The sequence below is a fragment of the Gibbsiella dentisursi genome, from assembly GCF_039539505.1.
GTDB classification, from domain to species: domain Bacteria; phylum Pseudomonadota; class Gammaproteobacteria; order Enterobacterales; family Enterobacteriaceae; genus Gibbsiella; species Gibbsiella quercinecans.
Genome location: NZ_BAABDG010000003.1, coordinates 575,699 through 589,830 on the forward strand (window position 1 = coordinate 575,699; position 14,132 = coordinate 589,830).

14 protein-coding genes are annotated in these 14,132 nt (G+C 60.4%); 6 read left to right on the forward strand and 8 right to left on the reverse strand.

Going from position 1 to position 14,132, the window contains the following annotated elements; all coding sequences use genetic code 11:
- Positions 1 to 69 precede the first annotated feature (69 nt).
- The 3 genes from aaeB to aaeX are packed head-to-tail and all read right to left on the reverse strand — an operon-like array spanning position 70 to position 3,218.
- Complete coding sequence (gene aaeB / locus ABFX35_RS13280) at positions 70 to 2,037, reverse strand: p-hydroxybenzoic acid efflux pump subunit AaeB (protein ID WP_279025682.1); 1,968 nt, start codon at positions 2,035 to 2,037, stop codon at positions 70 to 72.
- Between the two features lie 34 nt (positions 2,038 to 2,071).
- Positions 2,072 to 3,007, reverse strand: coding sequence for a p-hydroxybenzoic acid efflux pump subunit AaeA (gene aaeA / locus ABFX35_RS13285; RefSeq protein ID WP_279025684.1), 936 nt, complete (start codon positions 3,005 to 3,007; stop codon positions 2,072 to 2,074).
- A 7-nt stretch (positions 3,008 to 3,014) separates the two neighbouring features.
- Entirely contained in the window at positions 3,015 to 3,218 is a 204-nt protein-coding gene (gene aaeX / locus ABFX35_RS13290; protein WP_095847060.1) for a p-hydroxybenzoic acid efflux pump operon protein AaeX, read from the reverse strand.
- Positions 3,219 to 3,543: 325 nt separating this feature from the next.
- On the opposite strand from aaeX, the gene aaeR reads away from it, so the two are divergent.
- Complete coding sequence (gene aaeR / locus ABFX35_RS13295; protein WP_346081580.1) at positions 3,544 to 4,455, forward strand: HTH-type transcriptional activator AaeR; 912 nt, start codon at positions 3,544 to 3,546, stop codon at positions 4,453 to 4,455.
- 10 nt (positions 4,456 to 4,465) lie between these two features.
- On the opposite strand, the gene ABFX35_RS13300 is transcribed toward aaeR, so the two are convergent.
- The 5 genes from ABFX35_RS13300 to ABFX35_RS13320 all read right to left on the reverse strand — a co-directional run bounded on the left by ABFX35_RS13300 (position 4,466) and on the right by ABFX35_RS13320 (position 8,718).
- Positions 4,466 to 5,707: a pyridoxal-phosphate-dependent aminotransferase family protein gene (locus ABFX35_RS13300; protein ID WP_121525368.1), complete on the reverse strand. Its 1,242-nt coding sequence runs from the start codon at positions 5,705 to 5,707 to the stop codon at positions 4,466 to 4,468.
- A 45-nt stretch (positions 5,708 to 5,752) separates the two neighbouring features.
- Positions 5,753 to 6,490, reverse strand: coding sequence for an amino acid ABC transporter ATP-binding protein (locus ABFX35_RS13305; RefSeq protein WP_095847057.1), 738 nt, complete (start codon positions 6,488 to 6,490; stop codon positions 5,753 to 5,755).
- Entirely contained in the window at positions 6,468 to 7,157 is a 690-nt protein-coding gene (locus ABFX35_RS13310) for an amino acid ABC transporter permease (RefSeq protein ID WP_095847056.1), read from the reverse strand. The genes ABFX35_RS13305 and ABFX35_RS13310 overlap by 23 nt, the downstream gene beginning before the upstream one ends.
- A complete protein-coding gene (locus ABFX35_RS13315; protein ID WP_095847055.1) occupies positions 7,157 to 7,825 on the reverse strand; it encodes an amino acid ABC transporter permease in 669 nt (222 codons plus the stop codon). The genes ABFX35_RS13310 and ABFX35_RS13315 overlap by 1 nt, the downstream gene beginning before the upstream one ends.
- Before the next feature lie 74 nt (positions 7,826 to 7,899).
- Positions 7,900 to 8,718 (reverse strand): transporter substrate-binding domain-containing protein, encoded by an 819-nt coding sequence (locus tag ABFX35_RS13320; RefSeq protein ID WP_095847054.1) that lies wholly within the window; start codon positions 8,716 to 8,718, stop codon positions 7,900 to 7,902.
- Positions 8,719 to 8,885: 167 nt separating this feature from the next.
- Here ABFX35_RS13320 and ABFX35_RS13325 point away from each other — a divergent pair, with 167 nt between their 5' ends.
- Genes ABFX35_RS13325 through hydA form a run of 5 tightly spaced genes read left to right on the forward strand, consistent with a single transcriptional unit; the run spans position 8,886 to position 14,127 of the window.
- Positions 8,886 to 9,164, forward strand: coding sequence for a (2Fe-2S)-binding protein (locus ABFX35_RS13325; protein WP_121554220.1), 279 nt, complete (start codon positions 8,886 to 8,888; stop codon positions 9,162 to 9,164).
- The gene (locus tag ABFX35_RS13330; RefSeq protein ID WP_346081585.1) at positions 9,157 to 10,581 is read left to right on the forward strand and encodes an FAD-dependent oxidoreductase; all 1,425 of its coding nucleotides are present in this window, start codon (positions 9,157 to 9,159) and stop codon (positions 10,579 to 10,581) included. Before ABFX35_RS13325 ends, ABFX35_RS13330 begins: the two co-directional genes overlap by 8 nt.
- Complete coding sequence (locus ABFX35_RS13335) at positions 10,578 to 11,747, forward strand: NAD(P)/FAD-dependent oxidoreductase (RefSeq protein WP_346081587.1); 1,170 nt, start codon at positions 10,578 to 10,580, stop codon at positions 11,745 to 11,747. The genes ABFX35_RS13330 and ABFX35_RS13335 overlap by 4 nt, the downstream gene beginning before the upstream one ends.
- Positions 11,741 to 12,700 carry a dihydrodipicolinate synthase family protein gene (locus ABFX35_RS13340; protein ID WP_279025700.1) on the forward strand — a complete coding sequence of 320 codons (960 nt, stop codon included), beginning with the start codon at positions 11,741 to 11,743 and terminating at the stop codon, positions 12,698 to 12,700. Before ABFX35_RS13335 ends, ABFX35_RS13340 begins: the two co-directional genes overlap by 7 nt.
- Positions 12,700 to 14,127: a dihydropyrimidinase gene (gene hydA, locus ABFX35_RS13345; protein WP_279025702.1), complete on the forward strand. Its 1,428-nt coding sequence runs from the start codon at positions 12,700 to 12,702 to the stop codon at positions 14,125 to 14,127. Before ABFX35_RS13340 ends, hydA begins: the two co-directional genes overlap by 1 nt.
- Positions 14,128 to 14,132 lie beyond the last annotated feature (5 nt).

The following is a 14,132-nucleotide window of genomic DNA, read 5'->3' on the forward strand; positions in this document are numbered from 1 at the left end:
GGCTGGCACCCGGCAATATCCGAAAGCGCACGGCAGGGTTAGCGGGGCCGCTACCGTGCGCCACAGTGGCTAATCAATCAGGGCGTGGCGATAGCGGTGCAGCATTTCCGCCAGACGCCTGACCGGCCCGGTGACGCTGAGCGGCGCCTGGCTTTCCACCAGCTTTTGCTGGTATTCGTTCATTTCGCCCAGCAGGCGATCGTAGTAATACGCCCGTTTAACGTCGTTTTTCGCACTCACCACGCTGTCGGCGGTTTTGCGGATCTGCCGGTGAAAGGCGGCAAGCGCTTCGCTGGCCGGGATCTCCGTGCGCTGCATACGCTGGTGCGCGATGATCAAGTTCAGCGCCAGGCGGTACTTGGCGATGTCGTTGGGGAACATCATCAACAGTTGGTTCAATTGCTGATACAGCGCCGGCAGGTGGTTTTCCCGGCGTTTGGCCGCTTTGGTGGTCAACGCCGACACCGCCCGGCTGACCAACTGGTTCAACAGCGTGCGCCCGGTGCGTTCACGCGAATTATCACGAATTAGCAGCAGCACCATCAACCCCACACAGCTGCCGATAAACTGGCCGAAGGCCGAATCCAGAAACAGCGGTACGTTAAATACCATCGGGTTGCTCAACACCAGGATATTGATGGTGCCGGCCAGCAGCCCCAGGGTACCCAGCCGCCGTTTCTGCACTTCGATACCGATAAAAAATGCCATCAGCCCCAGGCTCAAACAGAGCAACAGCAGGCTCTGCTGCGTCGCCGGGATGATCACCATAAAAAACAGCCCGCCCACTGGAATGGCGGCCATCATGCCGATCACAAAGTCCATCGCCACCATGCGCGGATTAGGGGTGCGCATCGCCAGCGAGGTGATCACCGTAATGATTACCATAAACGCGCTGCCGGCGGTCCAGCCGCTCCACAGCCACAGCGCGCAGCCGAAGACGGTGGCGACAAAGGTGCGCAGGCCGTTGATCATCGCATGGTGCCCTTCTGCCGAGGTGGGTTTCACCACCACCTCGCCGCGCAAGATGTCCTCTTCCACCGCGCTGATGCTGCTGTTGGTGTGCGCGCCCTTCGCCAGCAACAGATAGCGCGTGGCGGTGCCGATCCACCCGGTGACGGTCGGCAGCGTGTCCTGCGTGCGGTGGGAAGCCAACACCTGGCGCAGTAGCTTCAGGCGCTGGTGAACCTCCTGCGGCGTTTGCGCCGGCGCCAGCAACAGCTCGCGCAGCCTTTCCGATACGGCGCCGGGGTGATCCTGCAAAATCAGGTAGCTTTCACACGACTGGGTGATCAGCGTCAGCGACAGGGTATGCAGCGCCCGCACCCGGCGGTTCATCTTGTGCCAACGCGAGGACTCCAGCATCAGATTGTTGCGCATGCCGTTGAGCGCCGTGGTGCCCTTCACCAGATTGCTCCAGGCACGATCGATTTCCTCTTTCGGCGCGTTGCTCAGGCACATCTGCATCAGTTGGTAGTGATCCACCAGCAGTTTATCCAGCAGCCGATCGATATCCTGTTTTATCGAGCGCGGGGAAAACAGCAAATCCGCCAGCACGGCGCTGACGATCCCCAGCACAATCTCGCTACAGCGCTCAATGGCAAAGCGCGGCGCTTCCAGCAGGTGAGATTCGCTGGTGGCGACGGTCACAATGATGATCAGCGCGGTATAGCCCGCCAGGCCCCAGGCGTAGGAGTTCTCGACGCGGATTAATGAAGAAATCCAGCTGCAAAAACCGGCCCAGGCGCAGCATAAAAACAGCATCACCACCGGCGCCCGCGCCGTAGTGACGATAATCGCCAGGCCGACGAAACAGCCGATGAAGGTGCCGATAATCCGCAGCCAGCCGCGGTAGCGGATTGCGCCGGAGAAGGGCTCGCCGCCGGCGGCAAATGCCGGGCCGGCCGCGACGATAGCCGCGGTCATCACCGACCAGCGTGGGGTTTCCAGGTTGAGATGAAAGCCGACAAACAGCGCGAAGACGATCGCGAAACTGAGCTTGCAGGCAAACCTCAACCGAATAAAAGTAGCGCCGAACATAACAACATCCTTTCGGAAACGGGCGAACGCGGCCTTAACCGAACTCGCGCAGCCGATGCATCAAGCGGGTAAACGGCGAGCCATCATTGGCGGGACGATCCTGTTTGCCGGTAATCACCACGGTAGCGGTGGTGCCCGCCGGGTACGGGTGCTGCTGGTCTTTATCATCCAGCACGATTTTAACCGGCACGCGCTGCGCCAGGCGCACCCACTCCAGGTTGCTGTCAACGGAAGCCAGCCCTTTATTGTTGCTGGTGCTGCTGCTGTTGTTCACCGCCGCCGCCACGCTGTCCACGGTGCCGTGCATAATGCGGTTGCTGCCCAACGGGGTAATTTCCGCGCGGTCGCCCTTATTCAGGCCATGTAGCTTGGTTTCTTCCAGGTAGGCCAGCAGGTAGAAGCTGTTTTTCTTCACCAACGCCACGGCCGTGGCGCCGCGGGTAATAAACTCGCCGGTATGCACGTTAAGGTTGGTCACCCAGCCGTCCGCCGGGGCGCGCACCACGGTGCGTTCCAGATCGAGCCGGGCCAGATCGCGCACTGCGATCGCTTTCGCCAACTGCTGCTGCGCGGTCAGCAACGCATTGCTCGCCTGCTCAATCTCTTCGCGCGACATGGCATCCGGCCCCAGATTCACACGGCGGCTTGCTTCACGCTTTTTCTCCGCAACCAGCGCCTGATAGTAGGCCACATCGGCATTCGCCTGATCCAACGCCTGCTGATAGCGCGGCTGATCGATGACAAACAGCGTCTGCCCCTTCGTCACCAGTTGGTTATCCACCACCGGCACAGCAGTCAACAGGCCGCTGACGTCCGGGGCGATCGCCACCACATCGGCAGAAAATTTGGCGTCGCGCGTCCAGGGCGATTCGGTATAGAACATCCAGACCTTAAACACGGCGACGATCCCCAACAGCACCAGGAGCAACGTAATCGCGATACGGATTATTTTTATTAATAACGTTTTCACAGCGGCCTCAGAAAAAAAGACATGAAATCAAATAAAACAGGCAACAAAACAGCGCGGTATTAAACAGTGCCGGATGCCAGACAACATCATAGATCCCCGTTGGCTGCAGCACGCGGCGCAGCACAAAAAAAACCGCCAGCGAAACCAGCAGCAAAAAAAATACCGGGGGGAACGACAGCCCGAAAATCACGATGACCGGAAGCAAACTCATACCTTTTTCCTTGATTGTTCACAATACCGGGATGCTGCACCTTTTGTATCACATCCTGTTTACAATTTAACACAGGCATGCCCTACGCCGTAGCCTGACGGCGCACCGGGCCGCAAAGCTGAAAAGGGGTTAAACTCTTGGGACAGGTATCCATGAAAGGGAATACGAGGGCACCGGCAGAGTTGCCTGCGGCGACGCGGCCGCCTTACCTCATTGGCCACGCTCAGGCGTACGCGGGCATCACCCAGCGAGCATTATATTAGCGTGCTTACTATCACCCAATCAACAAACTGTGATCTAAATCACTTTTAAGCCAGAGTGAATAATGGAAAGACTAAAAAGGATGTCGGTATTCGCGAAAGTCGTTGAGTGCGGCTCATTTACCGCGGCGGCGCGCCAACTGGGTATGAGCGTTTCATCGATCAGCCAGACCGTCTCCAAACTGGAAAATGAACTCCAGGTCAAGCTGCTCAACCGCAGCACGCGCAGCATCGGCCTGACCGAAGCCGGCAAGATTTACTATCAGGGCTGCCGGCGCATGTTGCAGGAAGTGAGTGAAGTGCATGAACAGCTGTACGCCTTCAACAATACGCCCACCGGCACTTTGCGCATCGGCAGTTCCTCTACCATGGCGCAAAACGTGCTGGCCACCATGACCGCCGACATGTTGAGAGAATACCCTGGCCTGACGGTTAACCTGGTGACGGGCATCCCGGCGCCGGATCTGATCGCCGATGGGCTGGACGTAGTGATCCGCGTTGGCGCGCTGCAGGATTCCAGCCTGTTTTCCCGCCGCCTGGGCTCTATGCCGATGGTGGTCTGCGCCGCCAAAAGCTACCTGGCGCAGCACGGCACGCCGCAAAAACCGAGCGACATGGTGAATTTTTCCTGGCTGGAATACAACGTGCGCCCGGACAGCGAGTTTGAGCTGATCGCCCCGGAAGGCATCAGCACGCGCATTTCGCCCCACGGCCGCTTCGTCACCAACGATTCACAAACCATGATCCGTTGGCTGAAAGCCGGCGCCGGGATCGCATATGCGCCGCTGATGTGGGTGATCGAGGAGATCAAACGCGGCGAGATCGAGATCCTGTTCAGGCGCTATCAGTCGGATCCGCGCCCGGTCTATGCCCTGTACACCGAAAAAGACAAGCTGCCGCTGAAAGTTCAGGTGTGCATCAATTACCTGACCGACTATTTCAAACGGGTCGCCAAGGTGTATCAGGAGTATCGTTGAACGCCGCGATTCAGGCGTTCCCCTCCTGCGCGTAATGATCCCAGGCCGCCTGCATGGCCGCCCCCTGCACGGTGTTGAAGCCCAGATGGTTCAACACCGCTTCCAGTGCCGCCAGCGTTTGCAGCACACAGTCCTTGCGCGCGTTGTAACCCATGGTGCCAATCCGCCAGACCTTGCCGATCAGTGGCCCGAACGAGGTGCCGATCTCAATCGCGAAGTCTTCCAGCAACAGCTTGCGCACCTGCTCGCCGTCGATACCCGGCGGGATCATCACCCCAAGCACATTGTTCATCCGGTGAGCCAGATCGCCGAAGGTCGCCAGCCCCATCGCCTGGATCCCTTTGAGCAGCGCGTCGCCATGGCGCTTGTGGCGCGCAATGCTGTGATCCAGCCCTTCCTGCAGCAGCAGCCGGGCGCATTCGCGGGCGCCGAACAGCGCGCTGGTGGCTTCGGTGTGGTGATTCAGCCGCTCCGGCCCCCAGTAATCCATGATCATGCCCAGATCAAAGTAGTTGGAGTAGATCATTTCTTCTTCGCCATCCTGGTGCGCCGCGGTGCGGATGCCGGCTTCCACGCAGCGCCGCCGGCGGATCGCCGCCTCCATCCGTGGGCTGAGGGTGACCGGCGCAGTGCCGGAAGGCCCGCCCAGGCATTTTTGCATGCCGGCAGACACCGCATCCAGCCCCCAGGCGTCGGTTTCCAACGCGTTGCCGCCAAACGACGCCGTGGCATCGGTATAAAACAGCACGTCATAGCGGCGGCAAATTTCCCCCAGTTCCGCCAGCGGCTGCAGCATGGTGGTCGAGGTATCGCCCTGCACCGTCAGCAATAAACGCGGGCGCAGGCGTTTAACGGCGTCCTCGATGCGATCCGGCGTGAACACCGTGCCCCATGGCGCTTCAATGGTGTGCACCTCGGCGCGGCAGCGGCGGGCGATTTCACACAATAGGTGGCCAAAGCGCCCAAAGACCGGCACCAGCACCTTGTCGCCGGGGCGGATCGCCGACAGCAGAATGGCTTCGATACCGGCGCGCGAAGTGCCGTCAATCAGCATCGTCCAGCGGTTTTCGGTGCGAAACAGCGCACGATACAGCGCCATCACCTCATTCATATACTGCGTCATCGCCGGATCGTACTGGCCGATCAACTGCGCCGACATCGCACGCAGCACGCGCGGATCGGCATTAATCGGCCCCGGCCCCATCAGCAACCGTGCCGGTGGATTAATTTGCGGATATTGGGCGATATCCATCTGACTTCTCCTTATTGATAGTGATTGGTCTTTCCGCATGGCGGATCAGTGGCGCAGGATTTTCCCGACGAAGTGACGCGTGCGCGGCTGCTGCGGCGCATCGAAAATTTGCTGCGGCGCCCCGGTTTCCACCACTGCGCCATCGGCCATAAACACCACTTTGCTGGACACTTCGCGCACAAAACTCATCTCATGGGACACCAGAAACAGGGTGATGCCTTCCGATGCCAGCTCGCGGATGGTATCGAGCACTTCGTTGACCATCTCAGGATCGAGCGCCGCGGTGACTTCATCAAGCAGCAGTACCGTTGGCTTTAGCGCCAGTGCGCGGGCGATCGCCACGCGCTGCTGTTGGCCGCCGGAAAGCTCGTCCGGGTAGGCATGCAGCCGGTGCTCCAGCCCCACCCGGGTCAGCAGTCGCCGGGCGTCGGCCTCCACCTGCTTTTTCGGCCAGCCTTTGATTTTGGTCGGCGTGATCATCACGTTCTCCAGCACCGTCATGTTCTGGAACAGGTTGTACTGTTGAAACACGATGGCGATGGAAGAGCGCAGCGCACGCAGTTCGCCCTTGTGGGCGTAGTTCACGGTTTTACCATCGAGCCGTACCGTGCCGGCTTCTGGAGGAAGCAGCCCCATCAGCACGCGCAGCAGCGTGCTTTTCCCCGATCCGGAAGGGCCGATCAGGCTGACGATTTCGCCTTTCTCAACGGAAAGGTTGACCTGCTCCAGGACGCTCTGCTGGCCGTACGAGGCTTTAAGGTTAACGATTTCGAGTTGCGGCAATTTTCTTCTCCAGGCGCTTACCAAAGCGCGATAGTGGGTAAGAGATCAGGAAATACAGGACCAACACCGTGGCGTACACCAACGCGGCGGAAAACCCTTTGTTGGTGAGCACCTTGCTGGCGGAGGTCAGCTCCATTACCCCGATTTGCGAGGCCAGCGCCGTGTCTTTGATGTACATGATGAAAAAACTGAACGTCGGCGGGATCACCACCTTCAACGACTGCGGAATAATCACGTAACGCAGGCTTTGCAAGTAGGTGAAGTTCAGCGTCTGCGCGGCCTCCCATTGATTCTTGTGCACCGAATCAATACCGCTGCGGATGATTTCCCCCAAATAGGCCGCGGCGATAATGCACACGCACACCAGCGCCACCGAGAAGGTGGAAAGCGACAGCCCGACATATTGGCTGATAAAAAACACCAGCATCAGCGTCACCAAAAAGGGGATACGGCGGAACAGGAAGCAGTAAACAAAAGCGGCTGCGCGCAGCGGCGCCACGGCTTTCGACCGGGTGGTGCGGATAATGGCGATCAGAAAACCGGCCAGGAAGCCAATCAGGCACCCGCCCGCCGACAGCAACAGCGTACTGAGCAACCCCTCGAGCAGCAGCAACACGTTATAGTAGGAAAACAACTGTGCCAGTTCAGGCAGATCCAGGTAGTTCATCAGAAGGCCTCTATTTTAGCGCGGAAGAGGAAACGCCCGACGACTGCCAGAGCCAGCGTGGCCATGATAGTAATGATGATGTACAGCACGGCTGCGATAGAGAAAGCTTCAACCGATAAATATGTTTCCGAACTCAGGTTATAGGTGCGCCCCGTCAGCTCTTCCACACCGAACATCGAAGCCATAGAAGTGCCAAGCGTCATCACGATGAACTGATTGGACAACGGACGGAACATCACTTTCATCACGTGCGGTAAAATCACGTAGCGGATGATTTGCATGCGTGAAAACCCCAGCACCTCCGCCGCTTCCACCTCCAGGCGGTGCACCGAATCAAACCCGGCGCGCTGGATCTCGCACAAATAGGCGCCGGCGTTAAAGGTGGCGCCAATCAACACGGCGGTAAAAGGCGACAGCAATATCCCCACTTCCGGCAAGGCGAAAAACAAAAAATAGATTTGCACCAGTTGCGGAGTGTTGGTGGCGAAAACCACATAGGCATTCACCACCTGCCCCGCCAAACGCGGCCCATAGCGCAGAATGGCCGTGCAGCACAGGGCAATGATCATGCCGAAGGCAAATGCCAGAACAGCGATCTGTAAGCTCACCCACGCCCCACCCAGCAGGTAAGGCAGTTGATCAAGCAAAGGTTGAAAATTCAGGTTCATCTGAGCATTTTTCTCGTCAAATAATTGACGCCGTATACCAGGTATAAGGCGTCATGGCTCATTGCAGAGCAGGGTTATTGTTGCGTTGGCGATTGCGTTGGATCGTGCAACATCGGGTGGCCAAACCATTTGGTCCAGCTGTCGGCGATAAAGCCGGACTTATGCTGTTCCGCAATGATTTGGTTGAGCTTTTGCGTCAGCGCCGTGTTGCCCTTGCGCACGCCGATGCAGTCATAATCCACCTCTAACGGATCGTCCACCACGCGCCATTTGGTCGGGTAGTTCTTGGTGTAGCCGAACATGAAATCGAGCACGTCGATCAGCGCATCGGCGCGTCCCTGTGCAATGGCGCGCACCGCATCCGGATAGTTATCCAGAATCAGCAGTTGAGCCTTCGGAATGTTTTCCTGAATAAACTTGATCGGCGTGGTGCCGCGCACCTGAACCAAGCGCACCGCCGGATCGTTCAGTTGATGCCAGTCTTTATAAGGCTTGCTCTCGGTGGTCAGGATGCCGAGCACTTCGGTATTCACCGGATCGGTGAAGTCCACCACTTTCATGCGATCGGCATTGCGTGTCATGCCGCCCATCACCGCGTCAATCTTGTCCGACAAAATAAACGGAATGCGATCGTTTGAACCGATAGCCACCAGCTCCAGCTTCACCCCCAGCGAATCGGCAATCTTGTGCGCCACGCTGGCGTCAAACCCGGAAATTTCGTTCTTTTCGTCATAAACCCCCAGCGGCGGCAAGTTGGGATTCACGCCAATGATGATTTTCTTTGAATCAAGTATCTGCTCCAGCGAGCGCGCATTGGCCTGCGTGGCGCCAAACAGGGCGCAGGCAATGCAGCTAACGGCCATTAACCGGCTGAATGTTCCGGATCGCTTCATGTGTGTAATCCCCAGTCAAAGTGTGAAGTGTGGCAAGACCGCGATAAGGCGAGACAAATATCGCCGCCCTTTCGCATACTTTACGTATACGATTCGTATATGATACTATGCTGAAAAACTTGTCAAGCATCATTGGTCAGTTTTCACACCGTTTAGAGGACGTGCCCATGCCAAATTCCACACCCAAAGTCGTCGGCTTCTCTTTCGAAGGGAAGCCCTACTCCGCCCTGCAGGGCCAGAGTATCGCCGCCGCCCTGTTTTCGCAGGGTGTCAGAACATTGCGCTTCAGCCCGCAGCAACGGCAGCCACGCGGCATGTTCTGCATGATGGGGTCGTGCCAGGAATGCCTGGTCATGGTTAACGGTAGCCGAGTACTGGCTTGCAAGACCGAGGCCAAAGCGGGGCTAACCCTCTCTCAGGTACCGGATGTGAACCGCCATGAATGACTTTGACATCATCGTAATCGGCGCGGGCCCGGCCGGTATCAATGCCGCCCTGACGGCCGCCGACGCCGGGCTGCGCGTGGGCTTGTTTGATGAAAACGGTGCGGCGGGCGGCCAGGTTTACCGTGCCCCGGTGGTCGCCGCCGATAATGAACGCAACGCCGATTTTCTGGCAGGGGAAAGTCTGCGCCATCAACTGGCAAAAAGCCCGGTGCGGGTGTTTATGGGGCACCAAATTTGGGCAATCACCGAAGACTACCGCATCGATGCCCTCGGCCCGCAGGGGCCGGCCAGCTATCGGGCGCGTATTTTGATTGTCGCCGCCGGCACCACCGAGCGGGTCGTGCCGTTTGAAGGCTGGACGCTGCCGGGCGTCATCGGGCTGGCTTCTGCCACTATCCTGTTGAAATCGCAGAAAACCCTGCCGGGTAAAACCACGCTGGTGGCTGGCTGCGGCCCGCTGCTGGCGGCGGTGGCCGGCGGCACATTAAAAGCTGGCGGCGAGGTGACAGGCATCGTGGATATCGCCGGCATCGGCGACTGGCTGCGCACCGCGCCGGCGATGCTGGCGCGGCCGGACATCCTGCGCCAGGGCGCCGGCTATGCCTGGGCGATCAAAAAAGCCGGCGTGCCGATCTTTTCACGCCACACGCTGGTGCGCGTCAGCAGCGCCGGGGAGCAACTGTGTGCGGAACTGGCCCCCTGCGATGCGGCCGGCCGACCGATTGCCGGTGAGAGAAAACGCATCCTGGCGGACTGCGTGGCCGTGGGCCACGGGCTCACCCCGTCGACCGATATTACGCGCCTGCTGCACGCGCAACACCGCTATTCCCGCCGGGCCGGCGGCTGGATTGCCGTTACCGACGCCAACGGGCAAACCTCGCGCGAACGTCTGTTTGTGGTCGGCGATGCCGCCGGCATTGCCGGCGCCGCCGCCGCGGGAATTCACGGCACGCTGGCGGCACTGGCCTGCATCCAGCAATTAAAACCCGGCGCGCCTTCGGCCGGGCTGGCGGCATCCGCGCGGGCGGCCGGCAAGCAATACGCGCGCGCCGCCCGCTTCGGCCGCACCATGGCGGGGCTGATGGCGCTGCGTGAAGGCCACGTGGACAGCATTGAACCGGCAACCGTGGTCTGCCGCTGCGAAGACGTCACCCGCGCCGATATCGAAGCGGCTTGCAACGCGGGCGCCCGGGATGTCAACCAGTTGAAAGCCTGGACGCGCTGCGGCATGGGGCCGTGCCAGGGCCGCACCTGCGGCGATGTGGCGGCCGAACTGCTGGCACGCCAGCAGCAGGCGCCGCGTGAAAAAGTCGGGGTGTTCTCCGCGCGCACGCCGCTGCGCCCACTGACGATCAAAGCCCTGACCGGCGACTTCGACTATGACGACATCCCGATTCCCAAGGCGGCCCCACTGTGAATATTTCAGTCAATAACAGCCAAAACGTCGACGTGTGCGTCGTCGGCGGTGGCGTCATGGGGTGCAGCACCGCCCTGTTTCTCGCCAAAGCCGGCATGCGCGTAACCCTGCTCGAGCGCCACGCGCTGTGCCGCAGCGCCTCGGGCGTCAACGCCGGGACGCTCACGCTGCATATGACGCGCGCCGCCCTGGTGCCCTACGCCATCAAGGCCTGGGAGATGTGGATGAACCCCGGCGCCTGGTTGGGTAACGGCGTGCTGGCAACCGCCGCCCCCGGCCTGTCGCTGGCGTTCACGGAGAACGAACGGGAAATGCTGGCGGCCCGCGCCGCCGCCCGCCGCGAATATGGCGCCGATATCAAGCTGCTCACGCCGCAGGCCGCGCGGGCCATTGAACCCGGCCTGAATCCGGCGGTGCTGGAAGCCGCCTACTGCGAGATCGACGGCTTCGCCAGTTCCTACCTCACCGGGCGGGCGTTCCATGCCGCGCTGCGCGCTGCGGGCGTCACGATCGCGGAACACACACCGGTCAGCCATATCGCCCGGCACGGCAGCGGCTATCAGATCCGCTCGCAGGACAGCCAACACAGTATTAATGCCGCGCGCCTGGTATTGGCCGGCGGCGTGTGGCTGGAACCGATGCTGGCGATGCTGGGCGTGACCATCCCGGTGAAAACGCTGATTAACCAGTTGATCGTCACCGAAAGAATCCCGCCGGCGATGCGTTCTGTACTGAGCATCGCCAACGGCCTGCTGTCGATGAAGCAGTTCGCCAACGGCACTGTGGTGATCGGCGGTGGCTGGCAGGGCCGCGGCGACCGCGAGCGCGGCGGGGTGGAGACCATCCCGGACAACCTGATCGGCAATCTGCGGCTGGGCCAGCATGTGATTCCGGCGCTGGGCGATGCCCGCGTCGCCCGTATCTGGCTGGGGCTGGAATCGGAAACCGCCGATGCGATGCCGATGATCGGCGAACTGCCGGATCACCCCAACGCCTGGGTCATCGGCTGTGTTCATTCCGGTTACACCAGCGGCCCTTATATGGGCAAGCTGCTGGCGCAGCAAATACTCGGCCAGCAGCCTGAAATGCCACTCTTCGATCCGGCCCGGCTATATCCATCCGGGGCAAATGGTCAACATACCAAGACAGAGGCCAAGACATGTTAACAGCACATCCTTTTCATGGCGTCTATGCGGCGACGCTGTGCCCAATGGACGCCACCGGGCGCAACATCGACGAAGAGAGCCTGGCGACGCATATGCAGGAAATCTCACAGGTTGAAGGCATCCGCGGCCTGTTGATTAACGGCCATGCCGGGGAAAACTTTGCCCTGACGCGGGCGGAGAAACGCCGCGTAGTGGACATTGCCCGCCAGGTGTGCCCGGCGCACAGCATCCTGATTGCCGGGATCAACGCCGAAGACAGCTTCGATGCCCAGGCCCAGGCCGACGACGCCAAGCAGGCCGGCGCCAACGCCCTGCTGCTGTTCCCGCCGTACTCCTGGACGCTGTCCACCGACGCCGCCACGGTGCTCAATCACCACCGCATCACCAACGCCAACGCCCAAATGCCGATGATGCTTTACCAGTCCGGCGTCGGCACCGGCGGCATGGCCTATACGCCGGACATCCTGCGGGCGCTGGTGCAGTTGCCGAACATCGTCGCGGTGAAGGAAGGCAGTTGGGAAACCGCCGCCTACGACGCCAACCGCCGCCTGATGCAGCACATCGCCCCGCACGTAGCCGTGATGGCTTCGGGCGACGAGCACCTGTTCACTTGCTTTGCGCTCGGCACCGACGGCAGCTTGGTCAGCCTGGCTGCGGTGATCCCGGATCTGGTGGTGGCGCTCTACCGCGCCGTCCAGGCGATGGATCTTGGCGAAGCGCGCCGGCTGCATGAATACATCTATCCGCTGGCCAAGGCGATTTACGGCACCCAGCCCGGCACCCATGCCAATGCCCGCCTGAAGGCCTGTTTGCACATGCTGGGGCGCTTTCCCTTCGCCACCACGCGCGCGCCGATCCCGCCCCTCGATCGCGCACAGTACCAACACCTTGAAGCGGCACTGGCCCACGCCGGTGCTTACCAACGCCCCAGCACCCCAGAACGGAGGTTATAATGTCTTTGACCCTGATACGCGGTGGCCGCATCGTTACCGCCGTGGACGACTATGAAGCGGATATCCTGATCGACGGCGAACGGATCGCCTGCATCGGCCTTAATCTTCCCGCCGCTGAAGGCACCAAGGTGATTGACGCCGCCGGCATGCTGATCTTCCCCGGCGGTGTTGACTGCCATACCCATATGGAAAACACCTTCGGCCCGTCGACCACCGCCGATAATTTCGATTCCGGCACCCGTTCGGCCGCCTGGGGCGGCACCACCACCATCATCGATTTTGCGTTGCAGAACCCCGGCACCACGCCGCTGCAGGCGATTGAACGCGCACAGTCGAAGGCCGACTGCGTGGCCAATATCGACTACGGCTTTCATGTGATCGTCACCCACGTTGACCATCAGGTGCTGGAAGACATGCGCTACGCGATCCGCCACGAAGGCGTCTCCAGCTTCAAAATGTTCATGGCTTATCCGGGAACGGTGATGTCCGACGACGCGGCGATCTTCCAGGCGATGCGGATGGTCGGCCAGCACGGCGGCATGGTCGCTCTGCATGCGGAAAACGGCACCGTGGTGGAACTGCTGATCAAAGAAGCGCTGGCGCAGGGGCACACCTCACCGCGCTACCACGCCCTGACGCGCCCGGCGATCCTTGAAGGCGAGGCGACCCACCGCGGCATCAAGCTGGCCGAACTGGCGGAAGCGCCGGTCTATTTTGTTCACCTTTCGGCGAAAGAAGCGCTGAAACACGTGATCGAAGCCCGCGATTTGGGCATCCCGGTGTTTGCCGAAACCTGCCCGCACTATCTGTTCTTCGATGAATCGGCCTACGCCGACAGCGACGACGAAGACAGCTTCGACAACGCCCGCTTTGTCATGAGCCCGCCGCTGCGCTCGAAAGAATCGCAGAACGCGCTGTGGACGGCGCTGAAAACCGACGATCTGCAGCTGATCTCCACCGATCACTGCCCCTACTGCATGAAAGAGGGGCACCAGGGCAGAATCAACCAAAAACCGTTCGGCGCGGACGACTTTTCCAAAATCCCGAACGGCATCCCGGGGGTGGAAACCCGCATGACCGTGGTGTATGACGGCGGGGTACGCACCGGGCGCATCTCGTTGAACCGTTTTGTGGAGCTGATGTCCACCGCGCCGGCGAAACTGTTTGGGCTGTTCCCGCGCAAAGGCACCATCGCCGTTGGCAGCGACGCCGATATCGTGATCTTCGATCCTAACGAAACCCAGACCATCAGCGCCGAAACCCAGCACAGCGACTGCGATTTCACGCTGTTCGAGGGCCGCCAGGTGCAGGGAAAAGTGAAACAAGTGCTGCTGCGCGGCCAGTTGCTGATCGACGGCGGCCTGTGGCTGGGCAAAAACGGCCAGGGGCGCTTTGTGCCCCGCGGCGAGCTGGGGAAATACTGGTGAGGTAA